This window comes from Sorangium sp. So ce131, from assembly GCF_051519095.1.
GTDB lineage: Bacteria > Myxococcota_A > Polyangia > Polyangiales > Polyangiaceae > Sorangium.
Map to the genome: position 1 here is coordinate 5949640 of NZ_CP150455.1, position 25332 is coordinate 5974971.

Annotated in this window: 18 protein-coding genes; 8 read left to right on the top strand and 10 right to left on the bottom strand. The window is 76.2% G+C overall.

What is annotated here, in order from left to right; translation table 11 throughout:
• Both WMF43_RS21535 and WMF43_RS21540 read left to right on the top strand, forming a co-directional pair.
• Positions 1-666, top strand: a complete 666-nt coding sequence (locus tag WMF43_RS21535; RefSeq protein ID WP_437682890.1) for a hypothetical protein — start codon at positions 1-3, stop codon at positions 664-666.
• 64 nt (positions 667-730) lie between these two features.
• The gene (locus WMF43_RS21540) at positions 731-1678 is read left to right on the top strand and encodes a hypothetical protein (RefSeq protein ID WP_437682892.1); all 948 of its coding nucleotides are present in this window, start codon (positions 731-733) and stop codon (positions 1676-1678) included.
• 83 nt (positions 1679-1761) lie between these two features.
• Here WMF43_RS21540 and WMF43_RS21545 read toward each other — a convergent pair whose 3' ends face one another.
• From WMF43_RS21545 to WMF43_RS21560, 4 genes are all read right to left on the bottom strand, one after another.
• Entirely contained in the window at positions 1762-3513 is a 1752-nt protein-coding gene (locus WMF43_RS21545; RefSeq protein WP_437682894.1) for a hypothetical protein, read from the bottom strand.
• 188 nt (positions 3514-3701) lie between these two features.
• Positions 3702-4718 carry a hypothetical protein gene (locus tag WMF43_RS21550; protein WP_437682896.1) on the bottom strand — a complete coding sequence of 339 codons (1017 nt, stop codon included), beginning with the start codon at positions 4716-4718 and terminating at the stop codon, positions 3702-3704.
• Positions 4719-4840: 122 nt separating this feature from the next.
• Positions 4841-8740: a serine/threonine-protein kinase gene (locus WMF43_RS21555; protein ID WP_437682898.1), complete on the bottom strand. Its 3900-nt coding sequence runs from the start codon at positions 8738-8740 to the stop codon at positions 4841-4843.
• Positions 8741-8912: 172 nt separating this feature from the next.
• Entirely contained in the window at positions 8913-10514 is a 1602-nt protein-coding gene (locus WMF43_RS21560) for a hypothetical protein (RefSeq protein ID WP_437682900.1), read from the bottom strand.
• A gap of 332 nt (positions 10515-10846) precedes the next feature.
• On the opposite strand from WMF43_RS21560, the gene WMF43_RS21565 reads away from it, so the two are divergent.
• Positions 10847-11581, top strand: coding sequence for a hypothetical protein (locus WMF43_RS21565; RefSeq protein WP_437682902.1), 735 nt, complete (start codon positions 10847-10849; stop codon positions 11579-11581).
• A gap of 88 nt (positions 11582-11669) precedes the next feature.
• Here WMF43_RS21565 and WMF43_RS21570 read toward each other — a convergent pair whose 3' ends face one another.
• Both WMF43_RS21570 and WMF43_RS21575 read right to left on the bottom strand, forming a co-directional pair.
• Positions 11670-12848, bottom strand: coding sequence for an outer membrane protein assembly factor BamB family protein (locus WMF43_RS21570; protein ID WP_437682904.1), 1179 nt, complete (start codon positions 12846-12848; stop codon positions 11670-11672).
• Between the two features lie 164 nt (positions 12849-13012).
• Positions 13013-13639, bottom strand: a complete 627-nt coding sequence (locus tag WMF43_RS21575) for a CDP-alcohol phosphatidyltransferase family protein (RefSeq protein ID WP_437682905.1) — start codon at positions 13637-13639, stop codon at positions 13013-13015.
• A 299-nt stretch (positions 13640-13938) separates the two neighbouring features.
• Here WMF43_RS21575 and WMF43_RS21580 point away from each other — a divergent pair, with 299 nt between their 5' ends.
• A complete protein-coding gene (locus WMF43_RS21580; protein ID WP_437682907.1) occupies positions 13939-16362 on the top strand; it encodes a PQQ-binding-like beta-propeller repeat protein in 2424 nt (807 codons plus the stop codon).
• A gap of 83 nt (positions 16363-16445) precedes the next feature.
• Here WMF43_RS21580 and WMF43_RS21585 read toward each other — a convergent pair whose 3' ends face one another.
• Positions 16446-17018, bottom strand: coding sequence for a septal ring lytic transglycosylase RlpA family protein (locus WMF43_RS21585; protein ID WP_437682909.1), 573 nt, complete (start codon positions 17016-17018; stop codon positions 16446-16448).
• On the bottom strand, positions 17018-17581 hold the full coding sequence (locus WMF43_RS21590; protein WP_437682911.1) for a hypothetical protein: 564 nt from the start codon (positions 17579-17581) through the stop codon (positions 17018-17020). Before WMF43_RS21590 ends, WMF43_RS21585 begins: the two co-directional genes overlap by 1 nt.
• 253 nt (positions 17582-17834) lie before the next feature.
• On the opposite strand from WMF43_RS21590, the gene WMF43_RS21595 reads away from it, so the two are divergent.
• From WMF43_RS21595 to WMF43_RS21610, 4 genes are all read left to right on the top strand, one after another.
• A complete protein-coding gene (locus WMF43_RS21595; protein WP_437682912.1) occupies positions 17835-19238 on the top strand; it encodes an MBL fold metallo-hydrolase in 1404 nt (467 codons plus the stop codon).
• Between the two features lie 314 nt (positions 19239-19552).
• Positions 19553-20194: an RNA polymerase sigma factor gene (locus WMF43_RS21600; RefSeq protein WP_437682914.1), complete on the top strand. Its 642-nt coding sequence runs from the start codon at positions 19553-19555 to the stop codon at positions 20192-20194.
• Between the two features lie 143 nt (positions 20195-20337).
• Positions 20338-21234 (top strand): hypothetical protein, encoded by an 897-nt coding sequence (locus WMF43_RS21605; RefSeq protein ID WP_437682916.1) that lies wholly within the window; start codon positions 20338-20340, stop codon positions 21232-21234.
• Positions 21222-23750 carry a hypothetical protein gene (locus WMF43_RS21610; protein ID WP_437682918.1) on the top strand — a complete coding sequence of 843 codons (2529 nt, stop codon included), beginning with the start codon at positions 21222-21224 and terminating at the stop codon, positions 23748-23750. The genes WMF43_RS21605 and WMF43_RS21610 overlap by 13 nt, the downstream gene beginning before the upstream one ends.
• Here WMF43_RS21610 and WMF43_RS21615 read toward each other — a convergent pair whose 3' ends face one another.
• Positions 23751-24533: a sigma factor-like helix-turn-helix DNA-binding protein gene (locus tag WMF43_RS21615; RefSeq protein ID WP_437682920.1), complete on the bottom strand. Its 783-nt coding sequence runs from the start codon at positions 24531-24533 to the stop codon at positions 23751-23753.
• 237 nt (positions 24534-24770) lie between these two features.
• On the bottom strand, positions 24771-25289 hold the full coding sequence (locus WMF43_RS21620) for a MerR family transcriptional regulator (RefSeq protein ID WP_437682922.1): 519 nt from the start codon (positions 25287-25289) through the stop codon (positions 24771-24773).
• Between the last annotated feature and the right edge of the window lie 43 nt (positions 25290-25332).

Consider the following 25332-nt stretch of genomic DNA (forward strand, 5'->3'; position numbering starts at 1 on the left):
GTGAGCGCGCTGCGGGAGCCCAGGCTCAAGGAGATCTTCGAGCTGCCGGCCCTGGTCATGGCGCTCGATTTCAGCGCGGCGCGCGTGCCGGTCGCGACGCTGAGCGCGGGCGAGATCGACAGGATGCTGGCCGAAGGCGCGCCGTGGCGCGAGCTGATGCTGAGCTACCTCGAGGTGGCGTCGCACCCGCTGCTCGGCCTCTTGCCGCGCGAGCGTGTCGCCGCCGTGCGCGCGGGCTCGGGCAAGCTCGACAAGGGGCGCGACTTCGTCGCCCTCCCGGGGCTCTTCGCCGAGTTCTCCGGCAAGCTCGCCGGAAAACACCCGTTCCCCGCCGACAAGCTCGACCTGCTCGCCACGCTGGGCGGCGCGCTGGTGCAGCAGGTGCGCCCCGGCAACGCCGCCACCGCGGTGCCGAAGCGCACCGAGGAGGCGATCCTGCGCGACCGGATCGCGGCGCTGGTCGCCAACCGCTATGACCACCTCCAGGTGCTCGCGACCGTCGCGCTCGGCAAACGCAAGGCCGACGAGCTCTTGCCCGCGCTCCGCGCCGCGGTCGCGCTCGGCGGCGCCGGCGCGGCCGCGGCGCCGGAGGACGCGCCGGTCGACGCGCCGGAGGACGCGCCGGAGGGCGCGCCGGTCGAGGCGCCGGAGGGCGCGCCGGCTTAGATAGGGACGCGCCGGCCCGGCGGATTCTTGTCCCAGGCCCGGCACGGCGATAGAGAGGCGCCCGGTGGGCTCGACGAGGACGGCGTGGCACGTGCTGCTCGTGGCGCTGCTGAGCCAGCGCGGCTCGCGCCGCTTCGAGGTGCGCAGCGAGGTGCCGCTGTCCGCCGAGCCGCTCCGGGCAGACTACCTGCTCCTGCGCAGGAGCGCCGGGTCGAGCGAGCCGGCCGGCACGCTCAGGAGGCTGTGGGACCTCTTGCCCACCGAGGCGATCGTCGAGTTCAAGAGCAGCGGCCGGCCCTACCGCCGCCGCAACCTCGACCGGTTGTACAGCTACCTGCTCCTGTACTTCTCGGACATGCCGGAGCGGCTCGCGGAGCGGAGCGACCTGTGCGGGGTGCTGCTCGTTCCGTCGCGCACGAGGTCGCTCGACGCGGACGCTGCGGCGCTCGGCATGGAATGGAAGGATCTCGGCGACGGCTACTGGCAGCTCCGGGGCGCGGCCTTCGCGTTCATCGTCGCGGAGATCGACCGGGTGGCAGAGGCCGAGGGCGACGATCTGCTACGCTTGTTCGGCCACGGCGAGGCCCGGACGCGCGAGGCCCGCCGCTGGCTGGCTCAGCAGATCGGCGCCGAGGAGATGGCCATGGAGATGCAGGATTTGGAAGGCTTCGACGAGGTCGTCCGGAAAGTCGTGGCGACCCTCCGTCCCGAGCAGGTGCTCGCAGCCTACACCCCCGAGCAGGTGCTCGCGGCCTACGCCCCCGAGCAGCGGATGGCGGGGCTGCCGCCGGAGCAACGGCTGGCCGGGCTGCCGCCGGAGCAACGGCTGGCCGGGCTGCCGCCGGAGCAACGGCTGGCCGGGCTGCCGCCGGAGCAACGGCTGGCCGGGCTGCCGCTGGAGCAAGTGCTGCTCGCGATGCCTGACGACGCGCTGCGCGCGCTGTCCGACGCCTACCTGGAGACGCTCTCGGCGGAGACACGCGCCGCCATCCGCGCGCGCATCGGGCGGTAGCGGCAGGCCCGGCCCGTCCGCGGTGCCGCGCGTCGGGCGAGATCGGCCAAGGCCCGGCCCGCCCCCCACTCCCCCGCCCTCCCTCACCGGTACGGCCCCCCTCGCCGCTCCCGCCGCATCTCCCGCGCGAGCACCAGCATCGGCCGCAGCACCTCCCGCGCCGCCGCCGGATTCCCGAGCACCGCCGCGAGCCTCACCGCGATCTCCCCTGGCCCGACCGAGATCACCCCGCCCTCGACCTCAGCGAACCACGACACCTGCTCCCGGAGCGCCGCCGCGAGCGCCTCCTTCGCCGCCATCGAGCCGCCGGCGGCGCCCTCGATCGCCGGCTCCAGCCGCAGCGCGACGCGCGTCCCGACCGGCGCGGCCCCCTTGAACAACGTCGCCACCTCGAACCGCGCCCCCTCCAGGTAGCCCGTCAGCCGCATCGGGCCGACCTGGAGCGAACCGCCGCTCTCCTCGGCGAAGCGGCGCCACGCCGGCGGCGACGACGCCATCGCCGCAGGCGGCGGCAGCGCCGCTCCGGCCTCGGCGAGCGCGCGCGCGAGCGACTCGACGCGCATCACGAACGCGTTCAGCGCCCGTGGATCCGACGCCGCGAGCACGCTCCACCACACCCGCGCCCGCGCGTCGTCGAGATCCGCCTCGTGGAACATGACCAGCGCGGCCCGCAGCGCCGGCGTGAGCGCCGCCAGGACCTGCGCCTCCTCCCGCCCCCGCACCCGGAAACGGCGGTCGAGCCCCTCATCCCCGGTGACCACCCCGCCGCGCTCCAAGAGGCGCCGCGGCCGCACCGCGAGGTCGATCCCCCAGGGCTCCGCGAACCGCACCGTCGCGCGCAGGCCGGAGGTCGAGCGCTCCTCGGCAGGGATCACCTCGACCGGGCAGCCCGCACAGACGCCGCGGAGCCCGAGGCCCTCCTCGCGCAGCGAGAGGCCCGCCCGCTCACCCGCCCGCTCCCAGACCGCGCGCCAGCGATCCGCGCCGACGCGCGGCCGCAGCTCCTCGCGCCCGCCGCGCGGCGCGAACGGGCCGACCACGACCGGTACGCTGTGCACCACCCGGCCCTCCGCGTGCTCGATCGCCGCCTCCAGCGCGTACTCCAGCGAGACCTCGGCGGTGCCGAAGGCCGGCGTGAGGCCCGCCGGCGCGGCGAGCCGGAAGGGCACCTCCTGCCCCTCGCGGACGCCCGAGAGGTCCCGGAAAAACGAGCCGCGGTAGACCTCGCTGGACGCCCGGCGGCCCTGCGCGCGGGCCCGCTCGACGCCGATCAGCGCGACGTCGAGGGCGCGGGGGCGGCTCCCCGCGAGGCCGCCGAAGGCGACCGCGCCGGCCATGACGTCGCCCGGGGCGAAGGTCCGACCGGGCAGCGACACCTCGACGAAGGGGCCGGGGCCGCGGGCGCTCGAGCTGGTGAACGGCTCGAGCTTAGGCCTCGCCGTCCGCGCGGGCCGGATGAGGACCTCCGCGCTCTCCTCGGCGTCGAGCCACCACGGGATCGAGACGAGCACACGGATCCTGCACCGGAGCTCGGCGACCGCGCCGGCGTGGGTCGGCGGCAGGTCGCCCGGCAGCACGAACGACGCCCGGTAGCGGTGCACGCCCACGCCGAGCCGCCCTCGCCCGGCCACGTCCTCGATCATCACGAGCCGCTCGCGCTCGTCGAAGATCTCCTGGTCGGGGCCGCGCCGCAGCACCTGCGTGTACTGCAGCGTCGCGCGCACGAAATCGATGGGCGTCTCCGACTCGCTGTCGAGCGAGATGTCCACCTCGAGCGCCTCGCCCGGGTGCACGACGTGCGGCAGGCGAAGCGCGATGAAGGGACGGCTCCTCATCCGCCGCCGAGCGTAGCCGACCCGCGGCCAGGCGCGGGCGCCCTGCTCCACCGGCAAGCCGCCGAGCGGGCGCGCGCTCACCGGCGCCCCGCAGCGCGCCTCACCGGCGCCCCGCAGCGCGCCTCACCGGCGCCCCGCAGCGCGCCTCACCCGCCCCGCAGCGCGCCTCACCCGCCCCGCAGCGCGCCTCACCCGCCCCGCAGCGCCCCGCCCCCTCGCGCCATGTACGCCGCGAACAGCGCCGGCGCGAGCCGCTTCATCGTCCGCCGCGCCTCGATCACCGCCTCTCCGGAGCGCCGCGCCTCCCGCGACGACGCCGCCGCGAGCGCCGCGACGAAGCGCCTCGCGCGCGCGACCGCCTCCTCCTGCCCCGGCGACCGCGGCGGTCCGCCCGACTCGCCCGGCGCCGGCTGCGCCCCGGAGGCCACCTCGTCGAGCGCGATCCCGAGCGGCGGCGGCAGCACCCCCGTCACGATCCCCACGGGCGCGGACCACGCCCGCGGCTCCTCCTCGATCTCGAGCTCGTACCGCGCGACGTCGGGCAACCCGCGCACCCCCTCGTCGCGCGCCGCCGCGAGCGCCGCGTCGTACGGATCGCGCAGCAGCGCCTCCAGGTAGAGCCGCCGCGCCGCGGGATCCCCGAGCGACGTCGCCGCGTCGGCGAGCAGGCACAACGTGCGCGCGCTCCGCCGCGCCTCCGCCGCGCGCGCGAGCGACGCGTGGGCCTCGGCCACGTCGCCCGCCTCCAGCCAGTAGTACCCGGGAGGCTGGCCCTCGAGCCGCCCGTCGTCCCCCTCCGCCTCGCGGAGCGCCTCCGCGGCCCGGCGCACGAGCACGCGGCGCAGCGACGCGAAGGCGCCGGTCGCCGGCTCGAGGCCGCGCGTGATCTCGAGCAGCGCCGCCGCCGGGGCGGCCGAGCGCTCTGCGCGCGCGAGCTCCCGCTCGAGCGCGGCGACCCGCTCGGACTGGCGACGAACCTCGGCGTCGGCCGGGTGAAGCGCGGTCAGCTCCGCAAGCATCCGCCGCGCCTCACCGAGCTCCCCCGCGGCGACCGCCTCGGCCGAAAGCGACAGCCGCAGCGTGCGCTGCGCGAAGAGGTCGAGCTGGCCGGCCGGCGCGCCCTCGCCGGTGAGCAGCGCCGCGGCCCCATCGGAAACCGGCGCCGGGGTGAGCGCGCGGTCGTCAAAGAGAGAGAGCTGTCGCATCGGCATACGTCGATCCCGCGCGGGGCGCCGAGCCTAGCGCAAGCGCTCGAGCATCGAGCGCGTTGCATTTTCACGCAGAGATTTGCCGATTTGTATTTGCCGATCTGTGTGAGCCGCACCGCCTACTCGGCCGCCGCCTCGCCGAGCCACTCCCGCGCGAGCTCCAGCGTGCGGGCGCAGTCGGCCGCGCGCTCCAGGAAGCGCGCCCGGCCGGCCGGCTCCGCGATCTTCGCGGCGCGCGCGAGCAGCCGCGCGCGCGCGCCCGAGATCGCCCGCGCCGCCTCGGCGCGCTGCCCGCACGCGAAGAGCGCCTCGGCGTGGACCAAACGCACCACCGACTCGCCCTCCTCCACGCCCACCTCGTCGAGCAGCGCGCGCGCCCGCGCGGCGGCCTCGAGCGCGTCCGCGGCGCGGCCGAGGTGGAGCAGCGCCCGCCCGAGCACCGCGACCGCGTACGCGCGCAGCGGCGGCGCCCGGTCGAGCAGGCCCTCCGCGGCCCGCGCCTCGCGCGCCGCCGCCTCGGGATCGCCCGCGAGGACCAGGATGCTCGCCAGGTAGATGCGCGCGCAGCCCTCCATGCGCACATCGCCGTGCCGCTCCAGCATCGCGCAGGCGGTCTCCTCGACCGACCTCGCCTCGTCGAGCCGCCCGCCGGACGCGAGCACCAGGCCGAGGTTCTGGAGCACGTAGGCCGTCGTGCCGCGGAGCTCCATCCGCTCCGACTCGGCGAGCGCCAGGCGCAGCGCCGCCTCGGCCTCCTCGATCTGGCCCACCTGGCCGTACGAGTAGCCCAGGTTCATCCGCGCCATGCACGCCCGCCGCACGTCGCCCGCTCGCTCGAACGCCGCGAGCGCCGCCGCGATGCCCGCGAGGCTCGCCCCGGGGTCGTCGCGCGTGTGCGCCCGGATCGCCCGCGCCTCGTGCAGGCTCGCGACCGCCTCGAGATCCGGCGAGGCCAGGCCCTCGATCGCGCGCGCGGCGGCCTCGAGCAGCGCGTCCGCGCGCGCGTAACGCCCGCGGAAGAGCAGCACGAGCGCGGCGGAGCTCAGGCACATGCTCTTCGCGGACCTCGCCTCCTCGAGCGGCGCGGCGGTGTCGCGCGCGCGGTCGGCCCAGCGCTCCACGCGCTCGTGGCCGCCCGTCGCGCCCGCGGCGAGCACGATCTGCGTGAGCGCGGAGAACCACGACCCGGAGCCGGGATCGAGGTGCTCCGCGGCGAGCGCGGCGCGCTCCTCGGCGAGCGCGAGGTCCCCGCGCCAGAAGTGCGCCTGGCTCTCGAGCAGGCAGAGCTCGCCGGCCGTCGCGGGCGCAGGGTCGCACGCGGCGCCGCGCCCCGCGCGGGCGAGCACCGCGCCGAGGTCGTTGCCCCGGAGCGCCTGCCGCGCCGCCGCGAGGTACGCGGTGGCCGCGCGCGACGGGTCGCCGCCGCGCTCGAAGTGCTCGGCCAGCGCCATGGGATCGGCCTCGCCGCGCTGCTCCAAGAACCCGCCCGCGAGCGCGTGGCCGAGCCGCCGGTCGCCCTCGGTCAACATGCCGTAGGCGGCCTCCCGGATGAGCGTGTGACGGAACCGGTACGCGGCGTCGCCCGCCGCGCCCCGCGGCCCGAGCCGCACGATCACCTCGCGGCGCGAGAGCTCGTCGAGCTCGCGCGCGACCTCCGCCCTGCCCACGAGCGCCGCCACCCCGGCCTCGGAGAACGCCTCGCCGAAGACGCTCGCGGCGCGCAGCGCCCGGCGCGCCTCCGGCTCGAGCGCGTCTAGCCCCGCCTGCACCATGGCGAGCACCGTCTCCGGCGACGCCGCGGTCCTGCCGCGGGCGGCGGCGCGGATCTGCTCCTCCAGGTAGAACGCGTTGCCGTCGGCGCGATCGACGAGCGATCTCACGAGCTCCGCGCTCGCCCGCGCGCCGAGCGCCTCCCGCACGAGCTGCTCGCCGCCCGCCGGCGGGAGGGGCGCGAGGCGGATCTCGCGGAGGAGGTGGGCCTCCCAGAGCTTCGGGAACAGGTCGCGCACGCCGGGCCGGGCCAGCGCGAGCACGGCGAACGGGCGGCCCTTCAGGTTGCGCAGCGCCGCCTCGACCAGCGTGACCGTGGGCAGATCGCCCCAGTGCAGGTCGTCGAGCACGAGGAGCACCGGCTGCGCGGCGCACTCGGCGTCGACGAAGTCCTCCCAGGCGAGGCGGAGCTGGTCGCTCATCAGCAGCGGGCGCCGCCGCGCCGCCTTGAGCTGCACGTCGTCGTCGTCGGGAAACGGCGCGCCCGCGAGCTCGCCGAGGAAAGGCGCGATGCGCGGCGCCGCGGCGCCGGCGCGCCGCTCGACCCGCGACCGGATCTTGCGCTGCCGCGACTCGATCGGCTCGCCGTCATGCAGGCCGAGCCCGCGGCGGAGCGCGCGCTGGAGCAGGCCGAAGGCGGAGCCCGCGCTGATCGGATCGGCCTTTCCGATCCACACCTCGACGGGCTCGCCGCGCGCCCGCAGCGAGCGGATGAGCTCGTAGGCGAGCCGCGATTTGCCGGCCCCCACGGCGCCGGTCACCAGCACGGCGCCCGCGGCCCGGTCGCGGAAGCAGCGCGCGATCTCGTCGCCGAGCTCCCCGAGCTCGCGCTCGCGGCCCACGTACGGCGTCGGCCGGCCGAGGAGCGAGGGCGGCGTCTCGGGCTCCTCGCGCGCGCCGTGGAGCCAGCACCCCGAGGCGTCCTGGGTCGTGTCGAACCGCGCGCCGAGCAGGGCCGCGGTCATTTCGTCGACGCGGATCGCCCCCGGCCGGGCCAGCTCGCGGCCCCCCTGGACGAGCTGGACCAGGCGATCGATCACCGCGCCGACCGGCAGCCGCGCCGCGACCTCGGCGCGGCCCGTGACGAGGGAGACGCGCGCGCCGCCGAGCAGCTCCCGGAGCGACAGCGCGCAGCGCGCCGCCTGGCCCGCGAGGTCGGTGGGCGCGGCCGAGCCGGAGAGCGTGACGAGCAGCCACCGCGCGTCGAGGAGCTCGACGCGGCCGCGGTGGCGCGCGACGAGCGCGCGGATCGCCTCAGAGCGGCCCTCGCCCTCGGCCTCCGAGAGGGTCGCCTCCGCGTCGGCCTGCCCTTCGTGGGCCAGGATGAGGCACATGACCTTCCGCTCGCAGGTCGTGATCTCCCGGGCGCGGGCCGGCGATGACGGCGGCGCGGACGACGAGGGCCGCGGGCCCGGGTCAGGGCGGCCGCCGAGCCCCGCCGACGCGAGCGCCGCCGCGACCGCGCCGCCGTCGCGCGGCCGCTCGTCCCGCGCCTTCGAGAGCATGCGCGCGACGAGACGATCGAGCCCCGCGGGGACGTCGGCGCGGAGCTCCCGGAGCCGCGGCGGCTCCTCGAGGAGGACCTTCATCAGCGCCGAGAGCGGATCGCCGCCGGCGAACGCGGCGCGCCCGGTCAGGCACTCGAAGAGCACGCTGCCCAGCGCGAACACGTCGGCGCGCGCGTCGATCTGGTGCTCGCCGCGGGCCTGCTCCGGGGCCATGTACTGGGGCGTGCCGCGGATCTCGCCGGGCGCCGGGAGCTCCTCCTCGCCCCCGGAGAAGCGCGCGACGCCGAAGTCGACGAGCTTGACGCGCGCGATCTCGCCGCCCTCGAGGACGAGGTTGTCCGGCTTCACATCGCAGTGCACGAACCCGAGGCCGTGGACGGCGGCGAGCGTCTCGGACACGCGCGCGGCGAGCGCGAGGGTCTCGGCGATCGTGAGCGGCGCGCGATCGAGCCGCTCCGAGAGCGTCTCGCCGTCGATCCACTCCATGGCGAGGTAGAGCCGCCCCCCCGCGGTCGCGCCGTGCGCGACGTAGCGGACGACGCCGGGGATCTCGAGGGTCGCGAGGGCGAGCGCCTCGCGCGCGAGGGCGCTCAGCGACGGCGCCGCGGCCGTCTGCAGGAGCTTGAGCGCCACCGTCGCGCCGGTCTGCCGGTCGCGCGCGCGGTACACGCGCGCCGTCGCGCCCGAGGCGACGTGCTCCTCGATCTCGAACCGGTCGTCGACGACCTCTGCTGCCTGCATCGAGCTGACCGCTCCCGGGCGCTATGCCGCTTCTCTACAGCGTGCCAGCTGCGCGCTCGCCGCGTCCACTGCCGCGTGGCGCGGCGCCGCGCGGGCGCGCGCCGCACATCCCGCACACCCCGCGCGCCGCGCGGCGCGCAGGCCACGCGCGGCGCGCGGCACCCAGGCCGACTCACCTCGTCGGCGGCGACGGCGGCGCGGGCTCGACGCGCGGGATGTGCGCCGCGCGCCTCAGCACCACGTAGCGGAGGTGCGGGGCGCCGCTCACCGCCACCGGCGCGAACGCCTCGCCGACGCCGGGCAGGCGGGCGAGGTGCTGCTCCACCCCGCGCGCGAACCGCGACGTGGTCCACGGCGCGGCGAGCGGCTGCCCCTCGGCGAGCAGCAGCACCAGCGTGTCCACCCCGCGCGCGTCCAGCAGCGCGCCCGGGATCCGCTTCGTGGTGTGCCCGCCGGGCAGGGCCGCGATGGCCGGATCCGTGACGCCCGCGAGGTCGACGATCGTCGCGCCCGTCGCGGCCCCGAGCCAGCCGACGTCGAGCGCCGCGACGACCCCGGCCCCGGCGAGCGGGCCGCGGAGCTCCTCGACGACGCGCGACCGCTCGGCGCCGACGCGCGCGGCGGTCGGCCCGATCCGGAGCGCCACGAAGAGCTCCCCCGCGAGCGCGAGCGCGATCCGGAGCGCCGTGGCGCGCGCGTCCGCCGCCGAGGCGACGTAGGCGGCCGCGAGCGCCGCCGCGGGCAGCGCCGGCACGACGAGCCGCGACAGGGGCATCCAGTCGCCACCAGCGGCCGCGACCGCGAGGAAGTGCGCGGCCACCGCCGCGAGCAGCCCGCGCGGCCACGCCGGGAGCGCCCGCCACGCGAGCGGCGCGACCAGGGCGAGCGGCCCGGTGAGGAGAAAACAGGCGAGCGCGTACCGCGCCCCGAGCGCGGCGTCCGGCGCCTTCGCCAGCGCGGCGAGCGGCGCGGGCCGACCGAAGACCGAGAGCCGGATCAGCGCCACGGCGACGAAGGGCAGGCCCGCGAGCGCGAGCGCGGCGAGCCCGCCGGTCCACCACATCGCCGGCCCCGACGGCCACGCCGGCCCCGGCGGCCACGCCGCCCCCGACGGCGACGCCGCGGGCCCGACGTCCCGCTCGCGCGGCGGCCCCCAGGCCGACCTCCCCGCCGGCCCCCCTGCCGCCGCCCCCGGCGGCCCGCCGCCGCGCCGCGGGGCTGCCTGGGCCGCGAGCGCCACCACCAGCGCGAACGGCAGGAGCTCAGGCCGGAGCGCCGCCGCCACCCCGGCGCAGCCCGCGCCGGCGAGCGGACGGCCGAGCGCCGGCAGCGCCGCCGCGAGCGCCCCGAGCGCAAGCACGACGCCCGTCTCCATGCCCGCCGCGCTCCAGGCGCCGAGCGGCGCCGACGCCGGCAGCAGCGCGAGCGCCGCGAAGCGGACCGGCCGGTCCGAGGCCCGATCGATCGCGAGCGCCAGCGCCCCGGCGGAGAGCGTCCACGCGGCCGCGCCGATCGCTTTCGCCGCGGTGAGCGCGGCGAGCGGCCCCCCGGCCGCGAACGGCGCCAGCACGAACGCCCACCCGAGCGGCGTCACGCCGTCGGTCACCGGCCCAGCGGCGTTGAAGCGATACCCGATCCCCCGCGCGATGTGGTGCGCGTAACGCGCCGTGATCAGCGCGTCGTCGACCGTGAACCCCGACAGCGCGAGCGCCGGAATCAGCGCCGTCAGCGCGCCCGCGAGCGCGACGAGCCACGAGCGCCTCGCCCCGGTCACGAGCGCCTCGCCCCGGTCACGCCGCCAGCGCGCCCGCGCCGCGCCCTCGCGCGCACAGGGAGCGGACGCCTGCCCGAGGCCGCGGCGCGCTGTCCGGCACCGCTGCGCGCGCTCCAACCAGGACACATCGCCCGGGAAGCAGGCGTTCGGATTGTACGGCCGTCACCACGCGCGGCGATCCTGTGGCAGGCGCATGACGGACGCAATCGCGCTCGCCCGGCCGTGAGCGCGCGTGCAACGACCGCCAGGGTCCGCCGGTGGCCGCGCGGTCAGGGCGATAACCGCGGTGCTCGCGGCAGCCATGCGCCCTGGCGAACGGTATAGTTGCTCTCATGGCACTCCCCGCCGCACTCCTCGCCGCCGTCGAGCGGCATTCCTGTTTCACCGGCTGCTATCGCAGCGAATCGGAAGTCCAGGTGTGCATCGACCCGGCGCAGGCGCTCGTGCCGACGGTGCCTGTGTGCTGCAGCGATTGCCTGAACTTCCACCCGGCAGCGCTCGTCAGCCTCCTTCCCCTCGGCATGACCTCGTATGCGCTGGCGAACGCGCTCACGGCGCACGTGCGCGGGCTGCGCGGATACAAGTGGGCCACCGGCGGCTACCACACCGCGGGCACCGGCTTCTGGCTCAACGCCGCCTATTACGGCAACGGCCTCTTCCTCGTGGACGCCGCGCGCAACCGCAACGCGCGCACCGACGTCGACATGTTGATCGAGGCCTTTCAGCACGGGGTCGTGCAGCCCGACGACGCGCGCATGCTCGACCCCGCGTATTACACGTCCGAGCTCGCCTACATCAACATGTCGAAGCCGATCCTGCCGGTCCGCAGCAAGCAGGATCTCCTCGCCTCACCGCAGCGCAGCGCCACCCCGAAGCAGGGCTTCTCCCGCGTGTCGATCGTGGAGTTCCAGCCGCTCGCGGTCACCGCGCCGTCGGCGAGCGCGCAGCCGGCAAAGCCGGCGCCGCCGCCCCGCCAGCTCAAGCTCGGCGACATCTGCCCGACGTGCGGCGCCGCGGTCATGGAGCGCCCGCTCTTCTCGGGCACATTCGTCGGCTGCCTCTGCTGAGCGGCGCCTCGCTGAGCGGCGCCTCGCTGAGCGCGGCGCTCGCCGGAGGGCGGTGCGCTGCTGGCCGCGGCGGGCGCGCAGCGCGCCGTCACGGCGCCTTCGGCGGCGCGGTCGCGCGCCACACGGCGTCGCCGGTCGCCGGATCGACGGCGCGCAGCGCGGCGCCGCTCACCACGTACACGTACGGGCCCGACGCCTTCACCGCCGCGACCTTGCCGCCGAGGTGACCGGCCGCGCGCTCGTACCGGATCGCGCCGGACGCGGGGTCGAGGGCGAGGATCCGCAGCTCCGCCTCGTCCGCGGCGTCGACCCCGAGCACGACGGCGGCGCCGCCGCTCGCGGCCAGGAACAGGTCCGGCCGCCCGGCGGAGACCGGCGCGCGCGCCGGCAGGCTCTGCTTCCAGAGCGACGTGGTCCCGCGCCGCCCCTCGGCGGCGAGCATCGGCTGCCCGTCGGTCTTCGCCGTGAGCGCGATCTCGACGTCGCCGACCTGGACCACCTGGGGGTTCCGCTTCCGCTCCCAGAAGCGCCCCGCGGTCGCCCCCGGCGGCGGCGCGCCCGGGCATTCGGCCACCTCGCCGCCGCCGAGCTTGATCCCCGCCGTCGCGCCGTCCTTCATCAGCACGGTGACGCAGCCGTCGCCGCGGACGACCTCGTCCGGGACCGCGGGCAGCTTCGCCGCCCAGCGCTCCTTGCCGGTGCGGGCGTCGAGCGCGCGCAGCGTGGGGTCCTCCTCGCCGCCCGCGAGCACCGTGGTCGGGTCCGGGCAGGCGAGCGCGTCCGGCTTCTCGAACGCCTGCGAGGCCCAGAGCCCCTGCCCGCTGCGGCCGTCGACCGCCACGACCTGCCCGCGCGTCTCGCCGTCCTGCCACAGCACCGGATCGGGCACGTCGTCGCCGTTCGCGTCGGCGAAGCAAAGCGCGTCCAGGTACGTCGCGAGCGGCGCGCCCGCGGGGCCGAGCGGCCCCGCCTCCTTGCGCGCCGACGCGCCGGGCCGCGCCGTCGCCCGGCGCGACCGCGGCGCGGGATCCTGCGGCGGGTCGACGCGCGCGACGAACATCACCGCGAAGCCGACCCCCACGACCGCCATCGCCGCGGCGAGCGCCACCTTCACCGCCTTCGGGGGCCCCGCCGCGGGCGCGGCGTCGGGCCCGCGCGGTCCGGGCGCCGCGGCGGCCGCGACGAGGTTGTCGGCGCCGCAGCGCGGGCACGTGCCGCCGTCACCACTTGCCTCCAGCGAGGCGCCACAGCTCCTGCAAAGCCGCATCGCGACCAGTCTATCGCCGCGGGCCCCCCGCGATCGAGGGCCACGCGAGCCGCCCCCGCAGCGCGCGCGACGCCGCGCGGCGCGAGGGGCCCCGGCCCGCCCGGCGCCGCGGAGCGCGCCCGCGGCGCCGGCCCGCGCCGCGCCGGCCGCCGTCTCCCCCTCGCCTACGGCTTCGGGATCCGCAGCGTGCCGCTCACCATGGCGCTGCCGCTCACCACGTAGACCAGGCTGAGCGGGTGGAACGCCCAGGGGCCGAGCGCGATGGAGCCGAGCCAGATCTGCTCGTGGACGCGCCCGTTCGCGAAGAGCACGCCGAAGAGCAGCACGATGAGCAAGCTCGTCGGGATCGGCGTGCCCTCGTAGTACCGCACCTTCCCGCGCTCGTCCGACAGCTCGGCCGCCGTCACGTTGTACCGGGCCAGCCGGCTGATGCCGCAGGCGACGAAGTAGACGAGGGCGGCGGCGTCCCACGGCCCGCGCAGGCCGAGCGCGAAGCCGAGGACCGCGGGCGCGACGCCGAACGAGACCACGTCCGCGAGCGAGTCGAGATCGGCCCCGAGCGGCGAGTGCTTGCGGCGCCACCGCGCGATGGTGCCGTCGAGGACGTCGCACGCCAGCGCGAGCGGCAGGAGCGCGAAGACCACCCAGATGTAGACGCGCTCGCGCTCGGCCACGTAGTTGAGGCAGAGCAGGATGCTCAGCGTGCCGCTCGCCGCGTTCGCCAGCGTGAAGAAATCGGCCAGCGCGAACGACCGGAGCATCGAGAAATGGGGCGGTCTCTCGGGGGGCATAACGCTCGGGAGCGCAGTGTCGCACGTCCAGCTGGATTGCCAATCGTTCTACGTATCGCGCGCAGCGCGCAGCGCGATACGCGCGCTCCGGACGGGCCCCGCGCCGGGCACGCGTCGCTCCGCGCGCGCCGCCTGTCCGCGAGCAGCCGCGAGGCGAGAGGCGGCGGGCGCCCCGCGCCGAGGCGGCGGGCGCCCCGCGCCGGCGCTCTGTAGCCAGGCGGCACGGGCTTGTCCACTCCGCGGCTATCCGCGCACAAAACTTAGGACCCGGCGGCGCGCTGCCTAGCATCCCGCAACGGATGCCCGGACTGTCACTTGTCGCCGACAACACCCGATGCTCACCGGAGCCCGAGCGCACGTCGCTGCACGAGGTGCTCGACTTCCTCCTGGAGGGGGCGCGCAACGCGCCGCCTCCGCTCGATGAAGCGGCGCTGCCGCTCCGCGCCGAGACCGAGGCGCTCCCGCTGCTCTGCGACCTCGCCGAGGCCGCGGCGGAGCTCGCCTCGGGCCGCCGCGCCCGCGCCGTCGTGCGCCTGCGCCTCGACCCCGACGCCTGGGAGCTCGGGCTGGAGCGCGTGGGGCGCGATCTCCTCGTCACCGTCTTCCACGGCGGCGACGTCCCCGAGATCGCCCTGCACGAGCGGCGCTTCGACGGCGACGCGCTCTCCGCGCGCCTGCTCGCCGCGCTCGACCGGTTCGCCCCGCGCCGCGGCGCGGGCGCGCGCCGCGACGCCGCCGAGAACGACGCCGATCACCACGGGCTCGGCGAGCACCGGCTCCCCGCCGCCCGGCGGAGCCTCGCCGCCGCCCTCCCGTTCTCGTCCGACGAGCCCGCGGGCGAGCCGGCGATCGTGGGCGTCGAGCCGACCGGCGAGATCCCGATCGTCATCGCGGCCGAGGCGCTCCTGCGCACGTCGCCGGGCGCGGCCCTCGCGCAGCCGGCCGTGCTCCGGGCCGACCTCTTCTCGCTCCTCTTCCGCGGCAAGGTCCGCGTCCTCGTGGGCGAGGAGGCGCGGGAGCTGCCCGACGTCTTCATCTTCCCGTTCGCCGAGCAGCTCGCGGCGCTCTCGCTCGAGTCGCTCGACGCCTGGGCGCGGCGGCAGCCCTACCACCGGCGGCTGACCGTCGGCGGCGCGATCCTCGGCGTGCGGCTGCACAGCGAGGGCGCGCTCTCGCTCACGCTCGGCGTGCCCCGCGTCGGCCGCGTCCCGACCGACGGCCCGCGCGCGCTCGGCTCGGGCCGCGGCTCGGCCTTCGCCGCCGCCGAGGAGCGGGCGCAGACCTGGACCTTCCCCGCCGTCGACGTGGCGGCGCTCGCGCAGGGCGTCGTCGCGTTCGGGCGGGCGCTCGCGCGCAGCCTCGTCCGCCGCGACCGCGGGCAGGCGTCGAACCTCCGCCTCTTCGAGTTCCGGGCGCGCGTGCGCGAGCTCGCCGAGCGGCTGCGCGAGCTCACGCGCAACGACGCCAAGATCAACGTGGCCCCGGAGACGTACCGCGCCTTCGCGGCGGCGGCGGCGCGCCCGCAGGCCGCCGCCGAGGACACGTTCGGCCGGACCCGGCTGCGCTTCACCGCCCGGTGGGTCGCGGCCATCCCGTCGCTCGACCTCCGCGCCACCTTCCTGTGCGGCGACGTGCTCGTCGTGGGCTCGACGCGCGAGCTCACCTGCATCGACCGGCGCACCGGCGAGTGCCTCTGGCGCAAGCAGGCCCCGCGCGCGGTCTCGGTGATGACGCCCGTCGGCCTCGGCCGGCTCCTGCCCGACGGCACGCTGCAGCTGCACGAGCTCTCGACGGGCGAGGTCGCCTGGTCGGCGCGCCTCTCGCCGCGCGTCGGCGCGAACGCCTCGGGCGCGGTGGTGAGCGCCCCCGGCCTCCCCCGGATGCTCATCGTGAGCGAGGGCACGCGCCACCTCGCGGCCGTGGACCTCTACTCCGGCGAGGTGCGCTGGCGCTACGCCGCGCGGCGCGGCGAGAACTTCCGCCTGCGCCGCGCGGGCAAGCTCGTCGTGGTCGGCAGCGGCGAGCCCGCGCTCGCGGCGCTCGACGTGCTGAGCGGCGACGTGGTCTGGCGCTTCTGCGACCGGCTCCCGTTCGCGTCGCCGGTGGCGGTCGACCACGACGCGCTCTTCGCGGTGGCCGGCGACGGCGCGTTCGTCGGCCGCGGGGGGGCGCGGCTGCACCACCTCGACCCGTGGTCCGGCGAGGCGCGGTGGACGGTCGATCTGCCGCGGCACGTCGCGCCGGTGGGCGCGCCGCTGCTCGGCCCGGAGACGGTGTGCGTGGTGACGCACGGGCGGCGCGGCACGGGGCTCGTCGGCCTCGATCGCCGCACGGGCGCGACGCGCTTCGACCTGACCGCGTGCGCATCGACGGCCTCGTGCCTGATGGTCGACGACGTCGTGGTGGTGAACAGCGAGGCCGGCGAGATCATCGGGGTCGGCGCGCAGGATGGCGCGGTCCGGTACCGGCACGTCATCGCGGGCGGCGTCGAGGGGGACCGGCCGCGGCGCCTGGAGCCGGTGCTCCGCTCGGGCGCGCTGTTCGTGCCGCAGAGCGAGGTGCACGTCGTCCGCCCGCGCGACGGCGCGCTGCTCGGCAAGGTGCCGACCGACCTCATCCCGGACCTCCTGCGCGTGGACGAGCGGTGCGACGTCTATGTCGCCGAGGAGAGCGGCCACCTCGCCGCGTTCGCGGCGGCCCCGCGGCTCAGCCTCGTCCAGTAGCGGCCCGACCGCTGCGGCGCCGGCCGCGCGGTCGGCGCCGCGGAGGTGCGGCCGCGCCGCACCTCCGCGGCGCCGCTGCGCGCTCAGCGCGGCCGCCGGGCCGGCTTCCAGATGAGCTCGAGCGTCACGTCGGTGACGCCGTCCTTGATGAGCCCGATCCGCTCGGCGGCCTTGCGCGACAGGTCGATGATCCTGCCGCGCTTGAACGGCCCGCGGTCGTTGATCCGGACGCGCACGCGGCGCCCGTCCCGGCGGACCACGTCGACGAGCGCCCCGAAGGGGAGCGTCCGGTGCGCGGCCGTGAGCGCGCGCGGGTCGTAGCGCTCGCCGCTCGCGGTGGAGCGGCCCTTGAACTTGTCGGCGTAGTAGGTCGCGCGCCCTCGCTGGATCGGGACGCCCTTCGCCGCGGTCCGGGCGCTCGCGGGGGCGATCGGCGTGGAGATGCGGCGCTCGTCTTCCGCCGGGTCGTCGTCCTCGTCCAGGCTCGGCGCGGGTGCCGGCGCCCGGGCCGGGCTCACCGAGGAGGGCATCGGCTCGCGCCGCGCGTCGTCGCTCGACCGGGGCGCCACCGGCTGGTGAGCAGAGCAGGCGGGCGTGGCGAGCAGGAGCAGGACGGCGAGCGGCCTCGCCGCGGCGCGCAGGCTGACCAGCCCCATCACATCGCCTCGGGCGCGGCCCGGTCGGCCGTCGAGGGGTCGAGCTCGCCCGGGGGCGGCGCCACGGAGGCGACCAGCGCGAGCGCGGCGGGCCCTCCGCCCGGGCCGGCGGCGGGCAGCGCGCCGGCGGGCTCCGGCTTCGCCTCTGCTCTCGCTTTCGTCCTCACGAACCGGGCCAGCTCGCGGAACGGCACGCCGGTCGGGCAGATCCTCTCCTTGTCGGCGAGCACCTCCTCCGGCACGTGCGCGAGCGCGAGCGCGGCGGCGTCGAAGTCCGGCATGCTCCGCGACGACGCGAGCACCACGGCCATGAGCCCCGGGTAGGCCCCCCTGGACGCGGCGATGCGCTCGGCCTCGCCGAGGTCGCAGCGCCCGCACGCGATGCAGCGGGAGAAGCCGGGCAGCGCGGCGCGCTCGGCGGGCGAGAGCGGCGGCAGCCGGTCGGCGTCGTAGTTCTCGTGAAAGAGCGCGATCCCGCTCGGGCCGTCGAAGAGACGGCGCACCGTGACCTTGAGGAACGACCACGCGAGGACCGCAAGCGCCAGGGCACGACCGGAAAGCACGATCGGTCCATAGCCCGAAACAGCCCAGGACGCAGAGCCGATACGCGCCTGCCGCGGGTGTCCAGGAGGCCCCGGCGACAGCCCAGCACCGTTGGATCAATTTTTGCTACCGGGCACCGCCAGGGAGGGAGGTTCCTGCTTTACAGGCCTCCGCGTTGCGGGCTAGGTTCGCGTCGCCGCGAGGCTGGCGACACACCTTGTGCGCGCGAGGGCGCGCCTGAATGCCGCACCGGCGCTGCGCAACGGAGTCCACATGTTTTTCGAGGTCCTCTCGCACGCTGCTCTCCATGTCCGCTCCGCCGGCATCTCGCTCATCACGGATCCCTGGCTCGTCGGCAGCACGTACTGGCGCTCGTGGTGGAACTACCCTCCTCCCAAGGAGGAGGTCGTCGACGCGCTGCGCCCGGACTTCATCTACCTGACCCACATCCACTGGGATCACTTCCAGGGCCCCTCGCTGCGCAAGCTGGGCAAGGAGACGCCGGTCATCATCCCGCGCGGCCCCTACGACCGGATGAAGCGCGATCTCCTCGACATGGGGTTCAAGAACGTCATCGAGCTCCAGCACGGCGAGACCTTCCGCCTTGGCCGCGACTTCGCGGTGACGAGTTATCATTTCGGCCCCTTCCTCGACAGCGCCCTCGTCATGGAGGCGGAGGGGATCACCCTCTTCAACGCGAACGACGCCAAGCTCATGGGCGCGCCGCTCCAGCAGGTCCTCGCGCGCCACCCCCGCATCGACTTCGTCTTCCGCAGCCACAGCTCGGCGAACGGCCGCCTCTGCTACGACGTGGTCGACGCCCCCGGCGCGCCCGTCGACGACATCGAGGGCTACATCGCCGGCTTCGCGAAGTTCGTCCGGCGCACGGGCGCGCGTTACGCCGTCCCCTTCGCGAGCAACCACTGCTTCCTCCACAAGGACGTCTTCTCGTTCAACAGCACGATCCAGACACCCAGGATGGTGGAGGACTACTTCCGCAAACACGGAATCACGTCCCCCGAGCTCAAGGTGATGCTGTCGGGCGACTCGTGGTCCACCGACGCGGGGTTCTCGATCTCGCCGGAGACGGCGCGCTACTTCGACGATCGCGAGGCCATGCTCGAGCGCTACCGCGAGGAGAAGAAGGACAAGCTCGAGAAGTTCTACGCCATCGAGGCGCGCACGAAGGTCACGAAGGGGCAAGTCGAGAAGTACTTCTCCCGCTTCGTGTCCGTGATCCCGGCGCCCCTCCGCCGCGTGTTCCGCGGCCGGCCGATCACGTACGTGCTGCAGGGCGCCGAGCGGTACGTCTTCGAGGTCGACCTCGAGCGGGGCACGGTCGAGCAGCGGGACGAGCCCAGGGAGACGGCGGAGGGGCCCCTCGAGGTCCACACCTCGGCGTTCATCATGCGCCAGTGCATGGCGCTCGACCTGTTCTGCCACCTGCCCATCAGCAAGCGCGTGCGCTACCGGGTGAGCAAGAAGACGAAGCGGACCATCCAGATCCTCAACTACCTCTTCAACCTGGTGGAGTACGAGTGGCTGCCGCTCGACCGCTCCCTGCGCGTGGAGACCGCGAGCCAGCTCGCGCCCCGCTGGCGGGAGGGCCTGCTCATGACCCAGGTGCTGAAGGACGTGGCGCTCGGCCGCGGCCTCTCCGTCGAGCGCTACCTCTGACCACACGTCCGCGGCGGGTCCAGGACGCGCGCCATGCCCGCCCGCGGCGCGCCATGCCCGCCCACGGCGCTCCGTGAACCCGCGTTGACACGCCCTCCGGGCGAATCGTGCAACAGCACGTCGCGACGACGCGCTGCGATCGCGCCGCCCGGCGTTGGCTTCCTGCGATCCACGTCGCCCGCGCCGCGGACTTTGCGCGCGGAGCGCGCGCGCGGCCGCGGGCGAAGGCGCCGGGCAGGGGCGAAGGTTCTACGCGGCAGCGTGAGGCCGCCGCGCCCCGGCGAGCTGGCATATCGGGTGCATTGATGCCGGGCATGCGCAATGACCTGCTTCGCTGCGGAACTGAATGCTCGGAAGACCTCGGCGATGTCGCCGAAGGGGTGCTCGTGAAGGAGATGATCGCGGGGAACGAGCGCGCGTGGCGCGCGTTCCACGCCCGTTACGATCGCCTCGTCCACCGCTGTATCAGCGGGGTGATCGCCCGCTTCTCCGCCGTGGTGGGGCAGGACGACATCCGGGACATCCACGCGACGCTGCTCGTGCAGCTGCTCTCGAACGACATGCGCAAGCTGAGGACCTTCGACGCCGAGCGCGGCACGCGGCTGAGCGCCTGGATCGGCACGCTCGCCGTCCACTGCGCCTACGACCACCTGCGCGGGGCGCGGCGGGCGCTGCGCTGCGCGCCGCTCGACGACGCGGCGGTGGAGCTCCCCAGCGAGGCCCCCTCCCCGCAGGAGCACGCCGAGCGCCGCGAGCGCGCCGCGCTCGTCGGGCAGGTGCTCCACGACTTCTCGGACAAGGACCGCGAGTTCGTCGCGCTCTACTTCGGCGAGGGCCTGGCCCCGGAGCAGATCGCGGAGCGGATGCAGATCAGCGTGAAGACGGTCTACACGAAGAAGCACAAGATCCAGAGCCGCCTCGAGGCGATGCTCTCCGGCGCGCGCCTCGCGGCCTGAGCGCGCGCCTCGCGGCCTGAGCGCGCGCCTCGCGGCCTGAGCGCGCGCCTCGCGGCCTGAGCGCGCGCCTCGCGGCCTGAGCGCGCGCCTCGCGGCCGAAGGGGGCTCGGCGTCCCTCGGCCCTGTGGTATGAGCCGGGGAGGATGGCCCGTTCGCCCCGCATCACCGCCGCCCTCCTTGCCGCCTTGCCCGCCTTGCCCGCCGTGGCCGCCGCCCCGCTGCTCGCGGCGTGCGGCGGCGGCAACGGAGACGCCCCGTCGATCCCCCTCGCCGACGAGCGCGGCGGCGGCGCCCGCATCGCGGATCTCGTCGGCGAGGCGAGCTGGCTCGACCCCACCGACGACGACAGCGCGCGCTGCGATCTGCCCCCCGACCGCCGCGCCTACGTCACCGGCGCGGCGCTCGTCGCGATCGACCGCTTCGACGAGACCGGCGAAGGTGCGCGCGGCAACCACTACGTGCAGGACAGCGCCGACGAGCCGGCCCCCTACTCGGGGATGACGGTCTTCCAGCCCGCGTTCAGCCCCCCGGACCTGCGGCTCGTCCCCGGCGACGTCGTCGACCTGCTCGGCGTGCTCACCGAGTTCCCCGGCCCGTCCGCCGGCGGCTTCGGCTACTGCCGCACCCTGCCCGAGATCGGCGGCACGATGAGCTTCCGCTTCGAGGACCGCCCCGCCCGGCCGATACACGTCGCGGTCGAGGACCTGAAGAGCTACACGTCCGCGCGCCCGTACATCGGCATGCTCGTGCGCGTCGAGGGCGTCCAGATCGCCGGCGCGCCGGAGAGCAGCGGCGGCCGCTACACGGCGTCGATCAACGTCGGCGCCGGGGTGCCCGCCGGCGACGTGCCGCGCATCTCGAACGAGCTCTACGACCTGGAGGCGGAGGGGCCGCCCCTCACGGACAGGCCCTCCTTCCAGGCCGTCACCGGCGTGCTCACCTACTTCTACGGCTTCAAGATCGCGCCGCGGTGCCCGGCCGACTTCGAGGCCCTCGGCGCGCCGCCGCGCGACGACGACGACGACGCATGCGCGCTCTGAGGCCCGCGCTCCCGCTGCCGCTGCTCCTCGCCGCGGCCTGCCACGGCGCGGCGCCGAGCGCCCCGCCGGCCGCGGGGCTCGCCCTCGTCTCGACGCCCGAGGGCAGCGTCGGCCGCATCGAGGTGCGCCACCTCGAGGCCCGGCCGCGGCTCGCGCTCGTCTCCCGCGACGGCGATCCCTCGCCCGCGATCGTCGCCTCGGTGGCGACCGATCTCGGCTCCGTCGCCGCGACGGCGCTCGCCAGCGTGGTCGAGGCGCGGCTCTCCGCCGCCGGCTTCGACGTGGACGCGCGCATCGACCGCAGCGCCTTCCGCGTGCGCCTGCTCGTCCGCGACGCCGCGCGCGTCGAGCCGTTCCTGCGCGCGCTCGCGGCGGCGTTCGCGCAGCCCATCGCCGCGGGCAGCCCGGAGGTCGCGCTCGCGAAGGAGCGGGTGCAGGCGCTCAGGGCGAGCCCGCTCGACGCGCCGGAGCTCTCGCCGGTCGCGGCGTGCACCGGCCGGCTGGGGCTCGCCGGCGCCGAGCCGGTGGTCGATCTGTCGACGCCCGCGGGCGTGCGGGAGCTCGAGGGGTGGCGGGCGGCGTCGCTGCACGCCGGCGGCACCGCGATCGCCGCGGTCGGCCCCGCCCCGTTCTGCGAGGAGGCGGCCCGCGCGGTCGAGCGCGTCGACACCTGGCCGCGGGGCCGCCCGCCCGCGGACGTGTGGCCGGCGGCGGACACGGTCGGCGTCTACGCGACGAACCAGCTCGCGCGGCGGGCCGCGCGCGTCACCGTGGCCGCGCGCGTCGCGAGCCCGCAGGCGGCGGTCGCCGCGGCGGAGCGGCTCGGCGCGCCGGGGTCGCCGCTCCGCGCGCGGCTCTCGGCGCTCCCCTCCCCGTTCCGCACGGTCGAGGTGCTCGGGGTCGCCCGCCCGCGCGGCGGCTGCGTGAGCGTGACCCTCGAGGCGTCCGATCTGCCCGCGGCCCCGCCCGCGGAGACCGCGGCGGCGCTCGCCGCCGCGGTGGCGCGGCAGGAGATCCGCCGCGGCCTCGCCGCGCCGCCGAGCCCCGCCGTCGCCACGCGGCAGATCCTCACCGCGCAGGACCCGCGCGAGGCGGGCGCGCGCGCCGCCTGGTGGGCGCTCTCGGGGAGCGCCCCGGGCGCCCCGCCGGAGCGCTGGGCGACGGCGCTCGGCGTCCCTCCGAGCGCCGAGCCGCCGACGCCCGCGGCGCCGGACGCGCCCGGCGAGCGGCGCTTCGAGTCCGAGCTCGGGCGCGCGCTCGCCGCCGGGGCGCAGCCCGCGCTGGAGCGGCGCGCCGCGGTCGAGCGCGGGCAGGGCGAGGTCTGGGTCCTGCTCGCGAGCCCGTGCGGCGTCGCCGAGGAGGGGCTGTACGACGCCGGCGCGACGGCGCTCGCCGCGCTCGCCGCCGTGCAGACCCGGCGGCGCGAGCTCGACGTGGCGATCGAGCCCTGGGTCACGGCGGATGCGGTCGGGGTGATCGCCCACGCGCCGTTCCGCGACGAGCGCGAGACGCCGGCCGAGCTCGGGCGCCGCGTCGCGGGCGCCGCCGCGCGGACGCTCGCGGGGACGACCGTGGGCCCCGAGGCGCTCACGCTCGCGCGCGCCGCGGCGCTCGAGCACCTGGAGCACCTCTCCGGCGGGCGGGCCGCGGCGCTCGAGGCCTTCGCCTCCGCGATCGCGCCCGATCACCCGTCCTGGATCGAGCCGTTCGGCGTCTGGGACCGGGTGGCGAGCAGCGCGCTGGAGACCGTGCAGCTCCGCTGGCAGGCGCTCGCGGCGGGCCCGCTCCGGATCGCCGTGCTCGCGAACGCCGACGCCGCCCAGGCGACGGCCGCTGCGGAGGCCGCGGAACGGTGGCTCGCGCCCCGGCTCGCGGCGCGCACGTGCGGCTCGCCCGACGGCGCCGTGGCGCCTCGGGTCGCGCACCACGACGTGCGCCTCCCGGGCGGGGCCTCCCTGGCGCAGGCCGTCGTCGGCGCGCGGCTCCCGGCCGCGCCGGCCGCGCGTGATCTCGCCGAGCTGACGGTCGCCGCCCTCAACGGCAGCGACGGCCTGCTCGCGGCGGCGCTCGGCGCGACGGCCTCTCCGGCGGCCGCAGCCCCGGCGGCGCCCGCAGCTCCGGCGGCCGCCTCTCCTCCGGCGGTCGCGGCGGCGTCGCGGCGTCCGCTCTCCGCGCGCGCGGCCGCCCGCCTCGTCGGCGGGTCGCGCGCGGCGGCGCTCGCCGTCGAGATCCGGGCGCCGAGCGCCGACATCGGCGAGGCCTCGGCCCGCGTGAAGGAGCTCCTCGGCGGCCTCGCCCAGCGGGCGACGGACGCCGATCTCGCCCGCGCCGAGGGCCTCGTCGCCCGGCGCGAGCGCGACGCGCTCGCGGAGCCCCGGCGCCGGCTGATCAACCTCTGGAGCGGCCGCGCCGCCCGCACGCCTCCGGCGAAGGCCACGCTCGCCGCGTGGCGCGCCTTCCTGGCGGGCGCGCTCGCCGCGGACGCTATCGCGACCGTGGAAGCGCGGCCCGACTGATCACTCCCCGCCGTCGAAGTCGCCGGCGTCCTCGATCTCGGCCGGCCGCTCGGCGCGCTCCGCGTCGAGGCCCTCGTCCTCCGCGTCGCTCCCGCCGCCCGCGCCCTCCTCGTCCTCGTCCTCGTCGAGCGCGACCTCCTCCTCCTCCTCGTCCTCGTCGGGCTGGCTCAGCACGGGGAGCCGGCGCTTGCCGACGGGGCCCTCATCGACGTAGTCGCGCAGCGCCATCATGTCCTTCAGCGCCTCGAGCTTCGCGAGCGCCTTGACCTCGACCTGGCGGATCCGCTCGCGCGTCAGGTTCATGATCGCTCCCACGTCCTCCAGCGTCGTGCCGCCGCGATCGGCCACGTCGAGCGCGCACGTCTCGTTCATGTCCCAGACCTCGAGATCCGGGAAGTTCAGCTTGATGGCGCCGGTCCTGGCCGAGACATCGAGGTAGAGGTGGTGCTGGCACGAGACGTACGGGCACGGCCGCGGGCCGTCGACGCACTCGGCGCGCGTCCGCGGCTTGTAGTAGTCGGTCTCGGGGTAGAGCATCCGGCCGATCTCGAGCTCGCGCTTGGTCATGCGCTTCACGCTGATCGTCCGCGCCCGGATCTCGCGCTTCCTCCGGGACCTGCGCTGCTCGCGCGTGATGGGGCTCCCCGGCGCGGCCTCTACCTGGCGCGCGAGCGCCCCGTCCACGACGGGCTCGCTCGACCCCGCCGGGTCGCACTCACCACCCACCGCATCCGAACCGTCCAGGCCGAAGATCTCGAGCTCGCTCTCAGACACCGTCGCCATGCGCTGCCTCCGTTTGGTAGCGTCTCCGCTCTCAAGCGCGCGCGTTTCCCCAGACGTCCGAGTCCCTGCTCGAGCGCAAAGGGCACCGCTCCTTGCCCGACGTAACGCCGGATGCCGTCTCTAAAAAATTGCGACGAAACGAGCAGGAGCCCGTCCCGTCGATCACACACGTCCCCGGAGGGCCGCGCCCGCGGCCCCGCTCACTTCACGACACCAAACGATCCGCGACTCGGCCCCTCAGGAAGAGGCCGCCTGCTTCGTGAGCCGCGCTTGTGCCATCAAGCGCTCTTCTATCAACGCCAGCTTCGCGACGAGCTCCCGCGCGAGCGTCTCCGCGCTCGCCAGGTCCTGGGCTATCGCCCTTCCGCTCGTCTCGCTCCGCCGATCTTTGGCGGCGTCCCTGAGCGCGTTGAAGACCTTGGTCATCGCGCGCTCGAGCTCCTCGATATCACCTCTCACGAACAGGAATTCGCGCTGGATCTCCTCGATGGTGTAGTCCTGGGCCATCATCTCTTTGATGCGCTGAATCTGGCGGACTACCGTGGCCGGATACATCCCCTGCGAGCCCTGATGCTTGCCCTTGCGCCCCACCCGCACGCTTCGCGGGAGGAGGCCGAGCTGCACATACTTCCGGAGCGTCGCCTCGCTGAACTTGATCCCATGCACAGCGAACAGCTCGAGGATATCGCTCGAGGTGATCCCCTGGGCGTGCTCCCGCTCGATGCGATCCAGCACCTCCTCGGGGATCCTCTGCACCGGTCCTCCCATCGATTGCCGGAGGCCCTACCCAACCGACGCG

Bases quoted from the DNA above. Each gene is read 5' to 3' on its own strand.
- WMF43_RS21580 (WP_437682907.1), top strand. From the start codon at position 13,939: ATGCCCGGACTGTCACTTGTCGCCGACAACACCCGATGCTCACCGGAG.
- WMF43_RS21565 (WP_437682902.1), top strand. From the start codon at position 10,847: ATGGCACTCCCCGCCGCACTCCTCGCCGCCGTCGAGCGGCATTCCTGT.
- WMF43_RS21550 (WP_437682896.1), bottom strand. From the start codon at position 4,718: ATGCGACAGCTCTCTCTCTTTGACGACCGCGCGCTCACCCCGGCGCCG.
- WMF43_RS21575 (WP_437682905.1), bottom strand. From the start codon at position 13,639: ATGCCCCCCGAGAGACCGCCCCATTTCTCGATGCTCCGGTCGTTCGCG.
- WMF43_RS21570 (WP_437682904.1), bottom strand. From the start codon at position 12,848: ATGCGGCTTTGCAGGAGCTGTGGCGCCTCGCTGGAGGCAAGTGGTGAC.
- WMF43_RS21595 (WP_437682912.1), top strand. From the start codon at position 17,835: ATGTTTTTCGAGGTCCTCTCGCACGCTGCTCTCCATGTCCGCTCCGCC.
- WMF43_RS21605 (WP_437682916.1), top strand. From the start codon at position 20,338: ATGGCCCGTTCGCCCCGCATCACCGCCGCCCTCCTTGCCGCCTTGCCC.
- WMF43_RS21545 (WP_437682894.1), bottom strand. From the start codon at position 3,513: ATGAGGAGCCGTCCCTTCATCGCGCTTCGCCTGCCGCACGTCGTGCAC.
- WMF43_RS21610 (WP_437682918.1), top strand. From the start codon at position 21,222: ATGCGCGCTCTGAGGCCCGCGCTCCCGCTGCCGCTGCTCCTCGCCGCG.
- WMF43_RS21615 (WP_437682920.1), bottom strand. From the start codon at position 24,533: ATGGCGACGGTGTCTGAGAGCGAGCTCGAGATCTTCGGCCTGGACGGT.
- WMF43_RS21555 (WP_437682898.1), bottom strand. From the start codon at position 8,740: ATGCAGGCAGCAGAGGTCGTCGACGACCGGTTCGAGATCGAGGAGCAC.
- WMF43_RS21585 (WP_437682909.1), bottom strand. From the start codon at position 17,018: ATGGGGCTGGTCAGCCTGCGCGCCGCGGCGAGGCCGCTCGCCGTCCTG.
- WMF43_RS21600 (WP_437682914.1), top strand. From the start codon at position 19,553: ATGCGCAATGACCTGCTTCGCTGCGGAACTGAATGCTCGGAAGACCTC.